The following is a 16,367-nucleotide window of genomic DNA, read 5'->3' as shown; positions in this document are numbered from 1 at the left end:
CATTTTTATAACTACACGAAGAAACCTCCCACTACATTAGGGGAGGTTTTGTTCTATACTAAAAGATCAATCTCTTCTATTAATTTTACGATTTCAGGTTTACTAACCTGTCTGTCTGCACCAACTGCAATCCCCTTATGATATAAGTCATCAGTAATTAAAGAGGAAAAGATAATAACGGGGATTCGTTTAAAATCATCATCTTCTTTTATCCGTCTTGTTAAATGGAGTCCATCCATTTTCGGCATCTCAAGATCTGTTATAACAAGCTGTACCTCTTCTTCAACCGTATGCTCATCTGACGTTTGAAGATATTCAAGGTAATCAAGCGCCTCTTTCCCATTTTCAAAGAAAGTTACTTGTTCATACCCCGCCTCAGCTAAGGTCTGATGAAGCAGCTTACGCAACATAGCTGAATCTTCCGCTACGACAATTTTTTTATGACTGCGCTCTCTTCTCCCGAGCTTTCTAACTTGTTCCACATTGATTCCTTTTGATGGATTAATATCTACTACAATTTTCTCAAAGTCAAGAAGCAGAATCATTTGTCCGTCAAGTTTAATGACCCCTGTTGTTGCACTTTGGAGCCCTTGAGATAATTCAGTCGGCTTTTCAATTTGTTCCCAAGAAATACGATGAATTCTCGAAACGCCGCTGACACGGAAAGCAACTTTCATTTTATTTAACTCAGAAACGATAAACTTATCTTGACTGTCGTCTCCCTCGCTCACACACCCTAATACTTCTTTTAAGTTAACAACTGTTAACACCTCATCACGCAGACGAATCATTCCTTCAATATGCGGATGACTATTAGGAATATGGGTTACGGTTTGCGTCTGAACAATCTCACGAACTTTCATCACATTTATCCCATACGTACCATTTCCAACATTAAACACTATGACTTCAAGCTCATTTGTTCCCGAATCAAGCAAAATCCCCTCTTGATTTAACGCCATTATACTCACACCTTTTGAACTAGTTTTAGATTAAAAGAAAGCTCGTTCGCAATGAGAACGAGCTATTTATAAAAGGACATCAAATTAATAAGTTGAATAAACTTTCATTTTTGTTGATTTCATGATAACCGAATCCTTTTTTCTCCAATCGATCTATTAAGTGATCGTAATCTTCATCACATTTAAGTTCGATTCCAATCAGGACAGGTCCATTTGCCTTATTATTTTTCTTTGTATACTCAAAACGTGTAATATCATCATCCGGCCCAAGCACATCTGAGATAAATTCTCTTAATGCCCCGGCACGCTGCGGGAATTGAACAATAAAATAATGTTGCAGCCCTTCATAGATCAACGAACGTTCCCTCATTTCCTGCATACGTCCAATATCGTTGTTACCTCCACTAACTACACAAACAACCGTTTTTCCTTTAATTTCATCTTTATAGAAGTCGAGGGCAGAGATCGGCATAGCCCCTGCAGGTTCTGCGACAATCGCATTCTGGTTGTACAACTCCAGGATGGTTGTACAAATTTTCCCTTCAGGTACTAACACGATATCATCAAGGATCTTTTGACAAATCTCAAATGGAAGATCACCTACTTTTTTTACAGCGGCACCGTCCACAAATTTATCAATCTTTTCAAGTTCAATAACTTTTCCTTGTTCGATCGATTCTTTCATCGCCGGTGCGCCTGAAGGCTCACATCCGATGATCTTTGTGCGTGGTGAAATACTCTTAATATATGTTCCAGTTCCGCTGATTAATCCGCCGCCGCCAATAGATGAAAATAAGTAGTCTATATTTTCTTCAATATCATTCATAATTTCCATACCCACTGTTCCTTGACCGGCTACAATTTTTTCTTGGTCAAAGGGGTGAATAAATGCCATTTGATGCTCTTCGCAATATTTCATTGCTTCATTAAAAGAATCGTCAAATGTATCACCAATTAAAATGACTTCCACATATTCCTTACCAAAGAATTTCACTTGATCTACTTTCTGCCTAGGTGTAGTTGAAGGCATAAAGATCTTGCCAGTGATCTTTAGGGTATGGCAAGAATAAGCAACACCTTGAGCATGATTACCAGCACTCGCACATACGACCCCATTGTTTAATTCTTCTACTGGCAAGCTTGATATTTGGTGGAAAGCACCTCGGATTTTAAATGAACGAACAACTTGCAAGTCTTCACGTTTCAAATAGACATTACATTGATAACGTTCAGATAACACTTGATTTTTTTGAAGCGGCGTGTGTGTAACGACATCCTTTAATCGTTGATTGGCAATGATGATATCTTCAATGTGTAAGGTTCCCATGTGTGTAATCCCCTCGTTTGCTTTCGTTTTGCTAAGGTATAGCTTAATTCCTCTAAAAGATTGTGTTTATATAATACATTCTATAACATTTAAATAACTCTTTAAAACGCACATACATACATTAATATCTTCATCATCTTACCATATGCTCTTATTTTTGCGAACCCCTATATGCAGCGAACAATCATCTTTCTATTTCTTTCAGCACCCTCAGTAACATTCATCCTTTGCATACAGCTTTGGTAAGCGATTGCTTGTTGATTATTTTTTAGAGCGCCACTATAATAAAGTGGACGAACGAGTATGACCTATTTGTCATACATAGATCGATATATGTGTTTCTACTATGGTTTATCTATTAGAGGAGGGTCGAATATGTTTAAAAAACTAGCACTAATGACAACGATCTTATTAACATCATTATTCATGGGAGCGCAAGCTATTTTAGCAGCAGGCGGCGGTGCTGCAGAAGATGCTGCACATGCTGAACCATCTGGTTTAATCACTGGGGCGCTAACTGCACTTTCAATTGTAACTCTTGCTTTCATGATCTTTCTATCATTCCGTGATAACGGCTAATAAGAACGCACGAAAGTTTGATTTAAGGGTTTGGTTCGGTAATGAACCAAACCCTTGATTTATGTGATGCAATAAAGACATGCATACTACACCGAGAATTCACACAAAGGAGCTTTATTATGGGGGCATTACTATGACGTTTGATGTGTTAAATGTTATTGGGACCGTCGCCTTTGCACTGAGTGGCGTCATTGTCGCAATGGAGGAAGATTACGACTTAATGGGTGTATATATCCTCGGCCTTGTCACCGCTTTTGGCGGCGGTGCAATTCGAAACCTGCTTATCGGGGTGCCTGTGTCAGCACTTTGGGATCAAGGAACTTTATTCACAATTGCTATTATTGTTATGACTGTTGCCTTTATTTTCCCTTCCCTTTGGATTAACAGATGGCTGAAATTCGGTATCCTGTTTGATGCGATGGGTCTTGCTGCTTTTGCCATTCAAGGGGCCATGTATGCCACAGAAATGGGACATCCGCTAAGTGCCGTTCTTGTTGCTGCAGCGCTCACAGGAACAGGGGGCGGCATGATTAGAGATGTATTAGCAGGCAGAAAACCATTATTCTTGCGAAAAGAAATTTATATTGGCTGGACATTGATTGCGGGTCTCGCGATCGGTCTTAATTTAGTAACAGGAACAATCGGGCTGTGGCTGGTATTTATTGTAATGGTTGTACTTAGAATGTTGTCCGTCCATTATCAGTGGCAGCTTCCACACCGCAAAATTGAACAGCCAGCAAACTAAAAAAAGAACCGCAATTTATGATTGCGGTTCTTTTTCTATCGGGGCATCCGGATAGGTAATCCAATCACTCCAGCTGCCTGGGTACAGTTTTACATTTTGATAACCTAAGCCCTTTAGAGCTAGAATATTCGGGCAAGCCGTGACGCCAGAACCACAGTAGACGATAATTTCTTCATCAAAATGCAGATCAGCAAAACGTTCTCTTAAACGATGTTCATCTTTCCACATTCCAGATTCATCTAAGTTTTCCTTCCAGAAGCCATGAACCGCTCCTGGAATCCGGCCCGCTTTCTTATCAACAGGCTCTGAAATCCCTTGATACCTTGCAAGCTCCCTAGAGTCAATCAGAATAGCCTCATTAAGCGATGCGGCTACTTCTTCTTTTGAAATCGTCATATGCGGCTGTACATTTACAGAAAAGTCCTTCTTTGTGAAAACAGGTTTTTCTTTTGTAACAGGAAAGCCGTGCTCCGTCCACTCTTTAAATCCGCCATTTAATATATAGACGTTTTCATGGCCGACATAAGATAACATCCACCACAGTCTAGAAGCAAATGCACCGCCCTCATCATCATACGCAACGACCATTGTTTCTTTGTCAATTCCTAAGTGGCTGAACATCTCCCCTAGTGCTTCAGGCGTTGGCAATGGATGTCTGCCGCCATGCTCTCCTTTCTCGCCAGTCAGATCCCCTTCAAGATCCACGTAAGCCGCATTAGGAAGATGACTTTCTTCATACCTTCGGCGGCCATCACTTGGGTCACCAAGCTTTGTTCTGCAATCAATTAAACGGAGCGAAGCCCCATCCTCTATTAAGCTTTTGACCTCTTTAGCTGTTTTAATAAATGGCAGGTTTTGATTCATCTGTATCCAGCTCCTTACCGTCTTTTTAATGATGGGTTGTATCCTGTTCTTCATCGAGCAATTGATTTAACTGATTGAGGACAAACGCAACCGATTTAAAGGTTTCAATTTGCTTTTTCAACCCTGTTTTTGGATAAAAGGATTTAATCGCCACCACTTCTAAATTATCAAACGTGTGAGTGATTTGGATCGGATATAAATGCTTAGGCTTTGTTTTCAACACAAACGCTTCTGCAAGCGGCTTCCAATTTTCGCTTGTTTCTTTAACGCGATCAGCAAATGGTTTTACCACACCAAAAAAATCAGGTTCATATCCTTCTTTTCGAACCTGATTTATATAATAAGATTCTGCTTCTTCATTTAGACGAAGAAGTTCTTCGTTGTATGTTTTTAAATCTAATTCTTCTTTGGAAAGCATTCTTCCTCACCTCTCCCTTATCATAGCAAATGACGATAAGGGTTAAAAGGAAAACATCTGCTTAAACGACCTCCACTTTCTTTTCGGTTCTGCCCCAGCTGCAACCGGTAATTCCACTTCCTCGTCTGGTGTTACTTTTTCCTCCATTTTATCAATCCTAGCCTCCAGCTTTTGAAGCATTTTCATCATATTTTCAATTTCCGAACGGTGCTTTAATAATTGATAACTTACCACTTCATCTGCTTTTTTAGAAAGTTCAGCTTCAAGGTCCTCTACTCGTTTCAGCACATTTTCAAGCTTTTCTTCATATACCCCAGCATGGACGTTTACTGCTTTAGTTTGCTTTTGGATCTTTGTATCCGTTGATGGACTCTTAGAAATGATCGATGAGTATTCACTTAAGTCCACTTCTTTCATTTTTTTGCCTTCTTGAAGCTGTGCTTGGATTGTTTTTAATACAACAAGCTGTTCATCAGTAAAAAAGTAGTGACCATGTTCATTTGTCTCACAGTGAATATTAAAGAACTTCATCCAGCGTTGAATGGTTGTCGGATTTACCCCTAACTGCTCTGAAACCTCTTTTGTTTTCATCGTCATTTCCATAAGACGTCCCCTCCCGTTTAAAGTTCTAAGTTGAAAATTCGTTCTTTATCTTCTCTAAACCTGCATGATGACAAAACTAGAATCCATTCGGCAAAGAAGGTTAAAAAAATACACATCGAGTTTAGAAACGTCTAATTTTGACGATACGTGTAAAACTTTATACGGGGTGTACATCTAATTATTTATCATAGGCATACTATTTTTAAGGAGGGATTAGCATGCAGCAAAATAACACGAATAAAAAACTGAACCAAAAAGACCAAGCACCAAAAAGAGAACACCAAAAAGATTCTGGTTATACTGGAGATAAAAAATTAGGAGGACCTAATCGTCCTGCCGAGTAAGCAAGAAAAAGCCGAGTTCCTATAAGCGAACTCGGTTTTTATTTATGCATAAATAGTTGCCCCCACTTATAAATCCAATAAAGTTCTACCCTCTTCGTATGGACCCATTCCCTGATTTCCTCAGGCCTTGTTTCTTTTACCCGCTTAAATAAAGGAGAAAGCGGCTTCCGGGAGGAAAACCAATCCAGTCCTTTAGGAGGCTTATGATGATAGACCGGATGTAAAACGCGCAGCATAGGGCTTGTATTAGGGGATGTGATCTCACATATTCGCTCATAGTCTCTTCTTAAACCAGTATGTTCAACTTTTCGCGTAAATTGTAAGATATCTTTATGAACTACAGGGTGAAATAAAATCATCGCCAACCTTTTTCCCAGTTCAATTCGTTGATTAACATGAGTAAAATTCCGGACATACTGACCATAAATGGATCCGTTCATCGTGGGCAGAAGAACATAGCTGAAATGCGCATGTTCCTCCAGTTGATAGCGCAATGTATGGAACACATTTTTTTGAAAAAGCCCGCTGCTCATTACTTCTAACTCTAACAATTGTTGTTCATTAATAATTAAGGAAGTACATAACCTCACTTCATCCCTTGCTTCCCAAAATATTTCCCATTCCTGTCTCATAAATTCGGATACGTGAAATGTCTTTAATTGTTCAAAAACGGGTAGTTGTTTTTTCTTCGCCCATTCATATAGTAGAAGTTGTGGGTAAGCGTCTTGGAAAATGATCCAATTTGCTCGCTCGTACATGGCAAAAATAGTAGCACGAGAGTTTTTGTCAAGAATACCTTGAAACCATTTACTCGATAAATCCGTCATATTCCAGCCGGCGTTTCTAGAAACAATTCCCGCAAGCATTGCCCATCTGATCTCTGGGTTTCTCTCATAAAAGCGTTCATATGCTTTTGTTCGGCTAATATTATCTCTGTTATGTTTTTCAACAGACTTCTTTATTAATTGAAGTTCATTCGTAGATATAGTCATATATTTTATCCTGCTTTCGATTTCATAGGATCTTATCATCTTGATATCGTACATTTTATTTGTCACATAACATCCAAAATTACTATCTACCCAGTTCATTATAAGATATGGTAAGATTGTGTGATGGAATCTCCCTACTAGCTTTTACCATATTTTTGATTCCATGCATGTTCTTACATGATGATGAACAAAGGTTGTGATGAAGATGACAATCAGGTATCCAAATGGAAAACGATTTGAGACTTCGCCAAAGAGCAGGAAGCTGCCAAAGAAAACGAACGAAATAACCTATAGTAATCGCGGGATGACTTTAGAGGAGGATATAAATACAACAAATGAATGGTATCTAGAGACAGGTAAAGCTGTCATTCATAAGAAACCTACTCCCGTTCAGATCGTAAAGGTAGATTATCCAAAAAGAAGTGCTGCTGTCATAAAGGAAGCATATTTTAAGCAAGCCTCTACTACTGACTATAACGGCGTATACAAAGGTAGATATATTGATTTTGAAGCAAAGGAAACAAAAAACAAAACGTCATTTCCTTTGAAAAATTTTCACGATCACCAAGTGAAACATATGAAAGAAGTATTAACACAACAAGGCATCTGTTTTATACTATTACGCTTTTCAACTACAGACGAAGTGTATTTATTAGATGCCACGCATTTAATTAAATTTTATGAACAAATGGCTGATTCAAGAAAATCAATACGAAAGTCCGATGTTGAAAGATATGGACATTTGATTAAAATAGGATATCATCCACGAATTGATTACCTGCCAATCGTTGATGAAGTTTACTTCTCGTAAAAAGCAGCAAGTGCAAAACTGGTTTAAGTGAAAAGAGTTAAGTTGCATAAGGTTAACATGCAGAAGGTTAACATGCATAGAAAGGAAGATTGCGATGTCAGAAGAACAAAACACACGAGCTGGCCGTCGTCAAGCACGTCAAACAAAGAAAAAAGATAAAAAGCCTAGAAAAGGTTTGTTTAAAAAAATTGTAATTGCGATTATGACGCTAGGGATTCTAGCGATTCTTGGCGGAGGAATAACCGCCTTTGTGATGATTCAAGGGGCCCCGCCGCTTGATGAAGAACGTTTGCAGTTATCTCAAGCATTAATCATCCATGATAAAAATGATGAATTTGTTTCCCAGCTTGATTCCTCAGAACGAAGAATCAATATTAGTATTCAAGATGCACCGCAAGTACTAGAAGATGCCTTTATTGCCGTTGAAGATATTCGCTTCTATGATCATTTTGGTATCGATGTCAGACGTATGTTTGGAGCCTTAGCCGCCAACGTAACAGATGGTTTCGGAGCTGAGGGAGCTAGTACCATTACCCAGCAGCTTGTTAAGAATTTATTCTTAAATGAGCAGAAGCAATTAACACGAAAAGTCCAAGAACAGTATTTAGCTGTTAAACTTGAACAAAAATATTCAAAAGATCAAATTCTTGAAATGTACATGAACCAAATCTATCTCGGCTCTGGAGGCTGGGGTGTTGAAGCTGCATCTCAAAGCTACTTCAATAAATCGATTCAAGATTTAACTTTAGCAGATGCTGCATTATTAGCAGGGATCCCAAGACGTCCAAGCTTCTATGATCCCACTCAAAACCCTGAAGCTGCAGAAAGCCGCAGAAACTTAGTAATTTCTTTAATGGAGCAGCACGGCAAAGTAACAAGTGAAGAAGCAGCTCAAGCTAAAGCTATTCCAATTGAAGACCAATTAAATCCTTCGGGAAAGCGTGAAGCCTATCCATATGAAGCCTTCTACAATCAGATCGTTTCTGAAATTGAAGCTATGGATGGGATTTCTATTCACGATTTATACCATTCAGGATTACGAGTTTACACAACCTTAGATGTTGAAGCACAAGAGCATGTAGAACGGGTACTTCAAACAAACGACTTTATTGCAAATTATCCTGATAATGATTTTTTCCAAGCAGGGATTACGCTGCTTGATACAAAAACTGGTGAAATTCGAGCTATAGGAAGCGGATTGGAAGATACAGGCATTCAGCGCGGCTTAAACTATGCTACTGAAATTGAGAGACAGCCCGGTTCTACAATTAAACCGATCCTAGATTACGGCCCGGCTATTGAATACCTGCAATGGTCTACTGCAAAAGTTCTAGTAGATGAGGCGCACACGTACAGTAATGGAACAGAATTCGGTAACTTTGGCGGTACATACGAAGGTGCCATGTCTATGCGCCGTGCGCTGGCTCGCTCACGAAACGTTCCAGCAGTTAAAGCGTTGCAGGAAGTTGGAGTGGATCGTGCAGCTAATTTTGCTCAAGGCCTAGGAATTCCAATTGATCAAGAGCCAATGCCTGAATCATATGGACTTGGCGGTTTTAATACTGGGTTTTCTACGATGGATCTTGCAGGAGCTTATGCAGCGTTCGGTAATAATGGGACATACAATAAGCCGCATACAGTGCGTAAAATTGTCTTCCCTGACGGACGAGAGATCAATACATCTCCTGAGCCGACTTCAGCGATGAGTGATTACACAGCATATATGGTTACAGATATGTTGAAAACGGCCGTAACTGATGGGACAGGTACAACAGCAAATATCCCTGGCCTTCCAATGGCAGGTAAAACTGGAACAACAAACTTTGCACAAGACACTCGTACTAAGTTCAACATCCCTCGTGACGGGGTACCTGATGTATGGTTCTCAGGCTACACAACGAACTATACCGCAGCCGTATGGGCTGGTTTTACAAAATATGATGAAGGAAATTATCTTCAATCCCAAGAAGACCGCCGCTTAGCTCAGCGTATTTTTAAAGCGGTAATGGAAGAGGTTTCTAGTAACATAGAAACACCAGACTTCACTCAACCAAACTCAGTGGTGCGGATTGGAGTTGAGCGTTCAACAGGACTTCTACCTAGTGAATTTACTCCACGGAGTGAAATTGTAGAAGAACTATTTGTTCGAGGAAATGAGCCGACTCGTGTATCAGAGGAGTTCATTCGCTTGCAAGCACCAACAAATATGACTGCAGGCTATGATGAAGGCTCAAATCAAGTCATTGTCAGCTGGGATTATCCGAGCAATCAACGTGATGCAGTTACATTTGATCTGCAGCTCAGTGTGAACGGTTCAAGCCCGCAAACGGTCGCACAAGGATCTGATATGCAATTTATTTTATCAGATGTAGAACCAGGTGCTACGTACCGATTCACAGTAACTGCTGTATCTAACGATAATTCAAGCTTACGCAGTGATCCTGCAAGTGCTGAAGTGACAATTACTGGCGCTGAAGAGGAAGAAGAATTAGAAGAAGAACCGATTGAAGAAGAAGAAACTGAAGAACCTCTAAATCCTGATGATGAAAATGAAGAAGAAAACAATCAGGGAGACGAAGGAAACAATAACGGAAATAACAATGGAAACAATGGCAATAATGGGAACGGAAACGGCAATGGAAATGGGAATAACAACGATGGTTCCGGTAACGAAGAAACCCCACCTGCTCCTGAAGAACCAGGTGATGATGAAGAAGTTGAAACAAACAGCAGTTCGACAAGAGAAGAAGAAGACGAATAAGCAACAGAAAAGGACACCCACCACTCAATGGTTGGGTGTCCTTTCTTATGATTAGATCCCTTCTTTAATGAGTTATTACAGATATACGGATATAAAAAGAACAGCACCACACAAGAGTGTGCGGTGCTGTTCAGGGGTAAAATTTTTATTGTTCTTTAAATGAGGTGAATCATTACTAAATCACTCCACAAAAAGAAAGCCAAAGCAATAACTAGCGGATGAAATATACGTAGACCCCTGCAGGATGTAAAGCAGGGCTGAGACCCCACAGTGCAATAGCACGAGGAGGCTCAGCAGCTTCCTGCGGAAAGCGAAGTATATTTTCAGGAGCGGCAAACATCCTACTTATGCCGATCGATTTAACGTACCTTTACAAGATTACTCTCTTGAGATAATGGTAACGAATAGCTATTCACAATCAAACGATAGCCTCCAGCTCTTTCCACTCTGTCTCAATCACTTGCTTTTCTTGCTCTGACATATCAACAGTTAAGCGTTCATACTCACGGTCAAGACTGTCTAAAATTTGTTTTTTCATCTCTGCTTCAAGAGTATCAAAAAGATCTACTGCTTCACTGTCTACTTCTTTTTCTAGCTGACTCAAATACGCTTTAGCCATTTCTGTACCGTCAGATACGAGCTGGTCTTTTAGCTTACGACTTCCCCCTTCTTCAAAAAAGCTCTTTAACGAAGATAAAAATGAAAGATAGTCATTAGGGTTTATAGTGAAAATATGATGTTCTCTTTGATGATCAAATTGGACATTCAACTCTTCAGCATCTAACATAAAATGCGTAAATTCATTTCTAATGGACTCCTCAGTCTCTCTCATCCACGTAATTAGAGCCTGCTTCATAGAGGTTTCTACTCGCAATATCGTTGCTCCTAATTCTTGTACTAAGAAGTATTCACCTGAGTTTCTCCACTCTTTAATGGCTGCAGCAAGGCTTTGGTGTTGAGCTTTTTTGGATTTTCCAGTAACAGTAACTACATTAACCGCATCTGTGTATTGATCATTTAATACATATTGAACGCGTTCACGCAGATATAGGAATAGCTCGTTAATTTCTTGGGTCGTTCTTCTTTTTGCTGAGATCGGTTCAACGTCCTCAACATGCTTCTTCCACTTAGTGACTTGCGCTTTTTTCTTATTTTGTTTAGCTAGACGCTCTTCCTTGCTCGCATTCATATAATTCAGCGTTTCATTTAACTGCTCTGTATAAGTCCTTGTTTCTTCTTGAATTAATGAGAAGCTTAACTGCTTTAATTCTTGAATCGTCTCTGTATAAAATGCCTTCTCAAACCGTTCAAACATTTCATCAGGAGAAGAGGTGCTGCGTTTCGCCTCTAACCCTTTCTTACTTGATAAAGGATATAGTCGAGGCTTATCAATGCCAATATTTACAAGCTGATCATGAATGTGTTTTCTAACTCCGTTTAACTCTGCCGGACTGCTCGCAAGGTCTGCTGCATTTAAAATAAAATACAATTTATCCGTACTGAAGCGATCATTGACTTTAGCCATTTGTGTAAGGAAATGCTGATCTGACTTCGAGAACGCATGATTATAATACGTAACATAAAAAATCGCATCAGACTCTCTTAATTGAGTAAAAGCTACATTTGTATGACGACCGTGAATGGAGTTTACTCCAGGCGTATCGACTAAAACGATCCCCTCTTTTGTCAACGGGCAGTCATAGTATATTGTCACATGGTGAATCAAACAGGCATACTTTTCATCTGCCACGTATTGCGTGAGCTGCTCATGGGAAACAGATAACGTCTCTCCTAGCGTCCACTCAGTCTTTTTTAAGCTTTCTTTTAATGTTAATAAATAAGAGACATATGTTCTTTGCCAGCTTGTTGTTTGTTGTGTATCTTTAGGACGCCATTTTACTAAGCTGTCAAGCGTCAGTGATTCATCTAACTGCTTCGCTACCGATTTAATCTCTTGATTCAGCTGCTCGGGCGTTTTTATCTCGACGCTTGCACTCAAGTTTTTATGTTCACTGTTTGACTGCTTAACGGTGGTAACAGTAGCTGTTGTAGGATGCGGGGAAACCGGTAATATGGCATCGCCTAATAAAGCATTAGCAAAGCTTGATTTACCCGCACTAAATGCTCCAAATAATGAGATGATGAAGGAACGGTTGTGATATCTTTTCACTCGATCTAAGAGCTTTCGCTTTTCACGATCCACTATTTCAGGTGCTTCATGCGATTGTGTAATCGTAGTAAGCTTTGTTAGCCAGCTGTTCGCTTCTTCCTCATCAAAACGAGCTCTTTTCTCACTAGCATCCTCATCCCAGTTTGTTTCAATGACACTTTCTTCAGGTAAGGAGACATGGTGAAAGACTGATTGGTCTACATCTTGCGGAACCTCACGTTCACTCATTGCCTCAAGCTGACTTTCATAGTGACCTTGATCGGAGTATGAGGCTGCAAGCTCAAAGTACTCTTCTTTTTCCATGTTAAATTCTGCTTCAATATCGTCTAGTTTGGTTGTAAATGTTTCAATTTCTTTAAAGCGAGTTAATTCTGCTTCTAATTGCAGCCTTTCACCTTCCCAATGACTTCTTAGCCCCGAGATATAGGTTTCAATCACTGCTTCAGCAAGTCTTTTTAACTCCTTTACAAAATAAGCGGTACGATCTTTGGTAAACGTAAACACATACTCACGGTCATGAGGACCCGTTTTAAGTGCTTTTTCAAAGTGCTCTGGTTCCACGTTTACATGCACCTGACGAATTGCATCTTCAAACGCTTCTTTATTTGATAAATGAGTACGGTCATACTTTTCGAAAAGACGATGCACATGAAACTCGAGCTGCCCTTTTACCTTATCTTGCGTGCTTTCGATTAATTTCTTTAAACGAAGCTCTCTTTCTTCTTCTGTTTTCTTCTTAGCGAAAAACAAGCCAACTTTAAATTGAGGCTGCATCGACTCAATCCATTCACGGCATAGCTCAGTTGTTTCGTAAGGAAACAAGGTGACATCTTTTGTCAGTTTTGCCCACTCGTCTTCAAACGTTTCACGGATCATTTTTTCGGCCTGAACATTTTCTTTTAATTCTTCTTGAATAGATTGCTTCCGTCCTAAATCTTCTTTATCAAAGCCATTTTCAGAAAGCTCCTCAATAACCTCTTCCATTTTTTCTTGCTTCTCATCTTCTATTCTAGAAGCTACACTCAAATAAAAGCTTTCGTTTAATCGCTTTTTTGAAGCTGGAATTAACTCATGACTGTAGTGCAAGATCGCTTTAATTTTTTGTTTAAATTCAGTGAATTGATTTAATGGATGATCATGTACTTTCATGCTCGTAAAATATAAATCGAGAGGCTCGATGCCCCATTCTTTAAACCCGTCTAACACCGACTGCTTAAACGAATCGAAAGACAACTCTGACTCATCATGTTTATCCACTTGATTGATCACAATGTAAAGCGGTTTGTTTTCATCTGTTAACTGCTTTAAAAAATATAAGTTGGTTTCGGATTGAATATGATTATAGTCCATCACATAGACGATCAAGTCTGTTGTGTACAGGGCTTCCATTGTAACGGCTTGATGAGTTGGATCTGTAGAATCCACCCCCGGCGTATCATAAACGACGCTTTGAGGGTGCATAAAAGGAAGCGGTGCGAAAATAGTCATATGGCGGATATCAGATCCATTCATCCCCCATTCTCTGACACTTTCCCATGGAATTTCGCCCGTCCACTCTTTTTCGGTATCATCCATCCGTTCAACTAAAAGTCCAAGCTCCCCGTTTTTAATGCCGATAATATTAGCACTGGTTGGGATTGGACTTGTAGGCAGCACTTCAGCACCTAATAGTTGATTTAAGATTGTTGATTTTCCGGCAGAAAAATGCCCGCAAAATGCGACCTCAAATCGTTCATCAACCTCTTTATCTTTGATCATTGCTTGTCGTTGAATTTCAGGCTCCGTTAATACGCGTTGGCTGACATCTACTCTCATCCATTTCTCCCCCACTCCATGTAATCCCTTACTTTTTTATGTATTCTGAAGGTTTGTTGCACACATGGCCACGGGGTTACCATTCCCCCATGGCTTTACTTCGTGCAGTTAGTTTTTCAAGCTCATTCATTAATGCTCGCAGTTGAGTAAAGCTGTGATAACTATCTGGTTTGATTAATATAAAGCGAAGCCTTTCTTCAATATTAACGGGTTTATGCTTTAACCGAGCTGCTGCAGCTTCAATATCTTGAAGCTGACCAACCTTCTTTTTGTTGAGCCAAAATAAGGCATCTATAAACACTGCAGTCATCGCGATCATTAGCGTTCTGCCGTTTTTTCCGTCTCGCTTTTGAAAAAAAGATCGTAACTCCGCTTCTCTTTCTCTCCATAATACAAACATCTGGAGTAAAAAGGAAGCGGGATTTTCCCACGGTCTCTCTTCTTCTGTAATGTCATAGTAAAAATAACTCGTTAAGAGCCTTCGCTCAAATGGTTTATCATCCGAACAGATGACTATACTTTGAGAACCATTATAAAACGGCTCGCACCTAAAATCGGCAGGAAGTGAGTACTTCATTAGAGCAGTCCTTTTGCTTTCATTCTCTTTTTCCCTTCTCGGCACCTGTCTAGTAACGGACAGGTTTCACATTTAGGTGATTGAGCCTTACAATGATAACGACCAAAGAAAATAAGTCTGTGATGTGAATCAGACCATAATTCGATTGGGATTTTCTTCATTAACGTCTGTTCTACTACATTGACATTATCTTTCCATCTGCATATTCCTAGCCGTTTTGATACTCTTTCTACATGAGTATCTACTGCAATAGCAGGAACTCCAAATGCGACAGATGTAACGACATTCGCAGTTTTACGGCCCACGCCTGCCAGCTTCACTAGTTCATCTCTATCTTTTGGTACTTCTCCATTATATTGTTCAACTAGTGATTGTGATAATTTTTTTATATTTTTTGCTTTACTTCTAAATAAACCGATTCTGCGAATATCTTCTTCAAGTTCTTCAAGAGGAGCAGCAATATAATCTTCAGGCTGCTTATATTTAGCAAATAAACCTGGTGTCACTTTATTAACAAGAGCATCTGTACATTGAGCTGATAGTACAACCGCAATTAACAATTCAAACGGATTAGAATGGGTTAATTCACATTCTGCATCTGGATACATTTCTGCAATAATATCTAACACTTCTATTGTTTGCTTTTTTGATAACACGATTCTATTCCTACCTTATTTGTTATTTAGATCTATTTTTCTAGCCAATTAAAGCTTGGGTACGCGTCTGCTCTTACACGTTCTTTTTCCGTTTTCTTCGGTTTTTGGTGCGCTCTGAACTTTTCTCCGTGAGCTCTTGCTTGAGCCACCGTTTTGACTCCGTTTCGTTTCCATTCAAATAAAATCCGATCAATATACCTAAAATTCAGCTTCCCTGATATGACCGCTTCTCTGAGAGCCCCGATTATTAGTTCTGAGGAATGCTGGTCTTGGTCAATCCACATCGATAACGTTTCCGCTTCAATAGGTGATAATGGCCGGCAGAATTCTTTTTCAAAAACTTGATATAGGTTACCTGCTGTTTCTTCTTCTCTTTTTTCTTGACCCTCAATTTCTTTTGATTGAAGGAATGTGCATAACTTTTCGTATAAAGGCTCTAATGAATAAAATTCAAATAAGATCCCTTCGTTATCCCAATGCTTATCTAATGATAAAAACCCTTTCTTAACAAGTCCGCCCATCAGCTTGGCGCATTCAGCCGTTGTCAGACTCATACGCTCGCTTAGTCGATCGGGAGTTGGAAAAGGTTCTCCTTGTTCAATAAAAGCTTGTACGTGAATAATTCCAGCAAATTCTTGCTCATTTATACCAAGCTTTGAATAATGCTCAATAAGCAAGGCAGGAATAATGACCTGCTTTTGCTTCATCCATTGCAGTAAAAAATTCTGATTCATAAAAACACC

General features: G+C 39.5%; 15 protein-coding genes. 5 read left to right on the top strand and 10 right to left on the bottom strand.

Annotation, left to right across the window (positions count from 1 at the left end; all coding sequences use genetic code 11):
• Window positions 1-53: 53 nt before the first annotated feature.
• Window positions 54-962, bottom strand: a complete 909-nt coding sequence (locus PQ478_RS07940) for a chemotaxis protein (protein ID WP_289236389.1) — start codon at window positions 960-962, stop codon at window positions 54-56.
• Window positions 963-1,041: 79 nt separating this feature from the next.
• Window positions 1,042-2,289, bottom strand: coding sequence for a threonine ammonia-lyase IlvA (ilvA, locus tag PQ478_RS07935; RefSeq protein ID WP_022627206.1), 1,248 nt, complete (start codon window positions 2,287-2,289; stop codon window positions 1,042-1,044).
• 375 nt (window positions 2,290-2,664) lie between these two features.
• On the opposite strand from ilvA, the gene PQ478_RS07930 reads away from it, so the two are divergent.
• Window positions 2,665-2,868: a hypothetical protein gene (locus PQ478_RS07930; RefSeq protein ID WP_012958556.1), complete on the top strand. Its 204-nt coding sequence runs from the start codon at window positions 2,665-2,667 to the stop codon at window positions 2,866-2,868.
• Between the two features lie 133 nt (window positions 2,869-3,001).
• Window positions 3,002-3,613, top strand: a complete 612-nt coding sequence (locus tag PQ478_RS07925) for a trimeric intracellular cation channel family protein (protein WP_012958555.1) — start codon at window positions 3,002-3,004, stop codon at window positions 3,611-3,613.
• A gap of 15 nt (window positions 3,614-3,628) precedes the next feature.
• Here the strand turns inward: PQ478_RS07925 and PQ478_RS07920 are convergent, their stop codons facing one another.
• Genes PQ478_RS07920 through racA form a run of 3 tightly spaced genes read right to left on the bottom strand, consistent with a single transcriptional unit; the run spans window position 3,629 to window position 5,498 of the window.
• The gene (locus PQ478_RS07920) at window positions 3,629-4,477 is read right to left on the bottom strand and encodes a sulfurtransferase (RefSeq protein ID WP_289236388.1); all 849 of its coding nucleotides are present in this window, start codon (window positions 4,475-4,477) and stop codon (window positions 3,629-3,631) included.
• Between the two features lie 25 nt (window positions 4,478-4,502).
• Window positions 4,503-4,895, bottom strand: coding sequence for a YppE family protein (locus tag PQ478_RS07915; RefSeq protein ID WP_289236387.1), 393 nt, complete (start codon window positions 4,893-4,895; stop codon window positions 4,503-4,505).
• Between the two features lie 42 nt (window positions 4,896-4,937).
• Window positions 4,938-5,498: a chromosome-anchoring protein RacA gene (gene racA / locus PQ478_RS07910; protein WP_289236386.1), complete on the bottom strand. Its 561-nt coding sequence runs from the start codon at window positions 5,496-5,498 to the stop codon at window positions 4,938-4,940.
• 218 nt (window positions 5,499-5,716) lie between these two features.
• Between racA and PQ478_RS07905 the strand changes: the two genes are divergently transcribed.
• Window positions 5,717-5,842 carry a hypothetical protein gene (locus PQ478_RS07905; protein WP_012958551.1) on the top strand — a complete coding sequence of 42 codons (126 nt, stop codon included), beginning with the start codon at window positions 5,717-5,719 and terminating at the stop codon, window positions 5,840-5,842.
• 38 nt (window positions 5,843-5,880) lie between these two features.
• Here PQ478_RS07905 and PQ478_RS07900 read toward each other — a convergent pair whose 3' ends face one another.
• Window positions 5,881-6,834: a DUF2515 domain-containing protein gene (locus PQ478_RS07900; protein WP_289236385.1), complete on the bottom strand. Its 954-nt coding sequence runs from the start codon at window positions 6,832-6,834 to the stop codon at window positions 5,881-5,883.
• Window positions 6,835-7,039: 205 nt separating this feature from the next.
• Here PQ478_RS07900 and recU point away from each other — a divergent pair, with 205 nt between their 5' ends.
• Complete coding sequence (gene recU, locus PQ478_RS07895) at window positions 7,040-7,645, top strand: Holliday junction resolvase RecU (RefSeq protein WP_289236953.1); 606 nt, start codon at window positions 7,040-7,042, stop codon at window positions 7,643-7,645.
• Between the two features lie 94 nt (window positions 7,646-7,739).
• On the top strand, window positions 7,740-10,406 hold the full coding sequence (locus PQ478_RS07890) for a PBP1A family penicillin-binding protein (RefSeq protein ID WP_289236384.1): 2,667 nt from the start codon (window positions 7,740-7,742) through the stop codon (window positions 10,404-10,406).
• A gap of 418 nt (window positions 10,407-10,824) precedes the next feature.
• On the opposite strand, the gene PQ478_RS07885 is transcribed toward PQ478_RS07890, so the two are convergent.
• The 4 genes from PQ478_RS07885 to PQ478_RS07870 form a co-directional block, all read right to left on the bottom strand.
• On the bottom strand, window positions 10,825-14,391 hold the full coding sequence (locus PQ478_RS07885; RefSeq protein ID WP_289236383.1) for a dynamin family protein: 3,567 nt from the start codon (window positions 14,389-14,391) through the stop codon (window positions 10,825-10,827).
• Between the two features lie 76 nt (window positions 14,392-14,467).
• Complete coding sequence (locus PQ478_RS07880; RefSeq protein WP_289236382.1) at window positions 14,468-14,968, bottom strand: YpoC family protein; 501 nt, start codon at window positions 14,966-14,968, stop codon at window positions 14,468-14,470.
• Entirely contained in the window at window positions 14,968-15,624 is a 657-nt protein-coding gene (gene nth / locus PQ478_RS07875; protein ID WP_012958544.1) for an endonuclease III, read from the bottom strand. The genes PQ478_RS07880 and nth overlap by 1 nt, the downstream gene beginning before the upstream one ends.
• A 32-nt stretch (window positions 15,625-15,656) precedes the next feature.
• Window positions 15,657-16,358 carry a DnaD domain-containing protein gene (locus PQ478_RS07870; protein WP_289236381.1) on the bottom strand — a complete coding sequence of 234 codons (702 nt, stop codon included), beginning with the start codon at window positions 16,356-16,358 and terminating at the stop codon, window positions 15,657-15,659.
• Between the last annotated feature and the right edge of the window lie 9 nt (window positions 16,359-16,367).

The sequence above is a fragment of the Alkalihalophilus pseudofirmus genome, assembly GCF_029094545.1.
Classification (GTDB): Bacteria; Bacillota; Bacilli; order Bacillales; family Bacillaceae_D; genus Alkalihalophilus; species Alkalihalophilus pseudofirmus.
This window is presented reverse-complemented; position numbering and strand designations above follow the sequence as displayed.

Coding starts and splice junctions, on each gene's coding strand:
- PQ478_RS07940 (WP_289236389.1), bottom strand. CDS start 962: ATGGCGTTAAATCAAGAGGGGATTTTGCTTGATTCGGGAACAAATGAG.
- ilvA (WP_022627206.1), bottom strand. CDS start 2,289: ATGGGAACCTTACACATTGAAGATATCATCATTGCCAATCAACGATTA.
- PQ478_RS07930 (WP_012958556.1), top strand. CDS start 2,665: ATGTTTAAAAAACTAGCACTAATGACAACGATCTTATTAACATCATTA.
- PQ478_RS07925 (WP_012958555.1), top strand. CDS start 3,002: ATGACGTTTGATGTGTTAAATGTTATTGGGACCGTCGCCTTTGCACTG.
- PQ478_RS07920 (WP_289236388.1), bottom strand. CDS start 4,477: ATGAATCAAAACCTGCCATTTATTAAAACAGCTAAAGAGGTCAAAAGC.
- PQ478_RS07915 (WP_289236387.1), bottom strand. CDS start 4,895: ATGCTTTCCAAAGAAGAATTAGATTTAAAAACATACAACGAAGAACTT.
- racA (WP_289236386.1), bottom strand. CDS start 5,498: ATGGAAATGACGATGAAAACAAAAGAGGTTTCAGAGCAGTTAGGGGTA.
- PQ478_RS07905 (WP_012958551.1), top strand. CDS start 5,717: ATGCAGCAAAATAACACGAATAAAAAACTGAACCAAAAAGACCAAGCA.
- PQ478_RS07900 (WP_289236385.1), bottom strand. CDS start 6,834: ATGACTATATCTACGAATGAACTTCAATTAATAAAGAAGTCTGTTGAA.
- recU (WP_289236953.1), top strand. CDS start 7,040: ATGACAATCAGGTATCCAAATGGAAAACGATTTGAGACTTCGCCAAAG.
- PQ478_RS07890 (WP_289236384.1), top strand. CDS start 7,740: ATGTCAGAAGAACAAAACACACGAGCTGGCCGTCGTCAAGCACGTCAA.
- PQ478_RS07885 (WP_289236383.1), bottom strand. CDS start 14,391: ATGAGAGTAGATGTCAGCCAACGCGTATTAACGGAGCCTGAAATTCAA.
- PQ478_RS07880 (WP_289236382.1), bottom strand. CDS start 14,968: ATGAAGTACTCACTTCCTGCCGATTTTAGGTGCGAGCCGTTTTATAAT.
- PQ478_RS07870 (WP_289236381.1), bottom strand. CDS start 16,358: ATGAATCAGAATTTTTTACTGCAATGGATGAAGCAAAAGCAGGTCATT.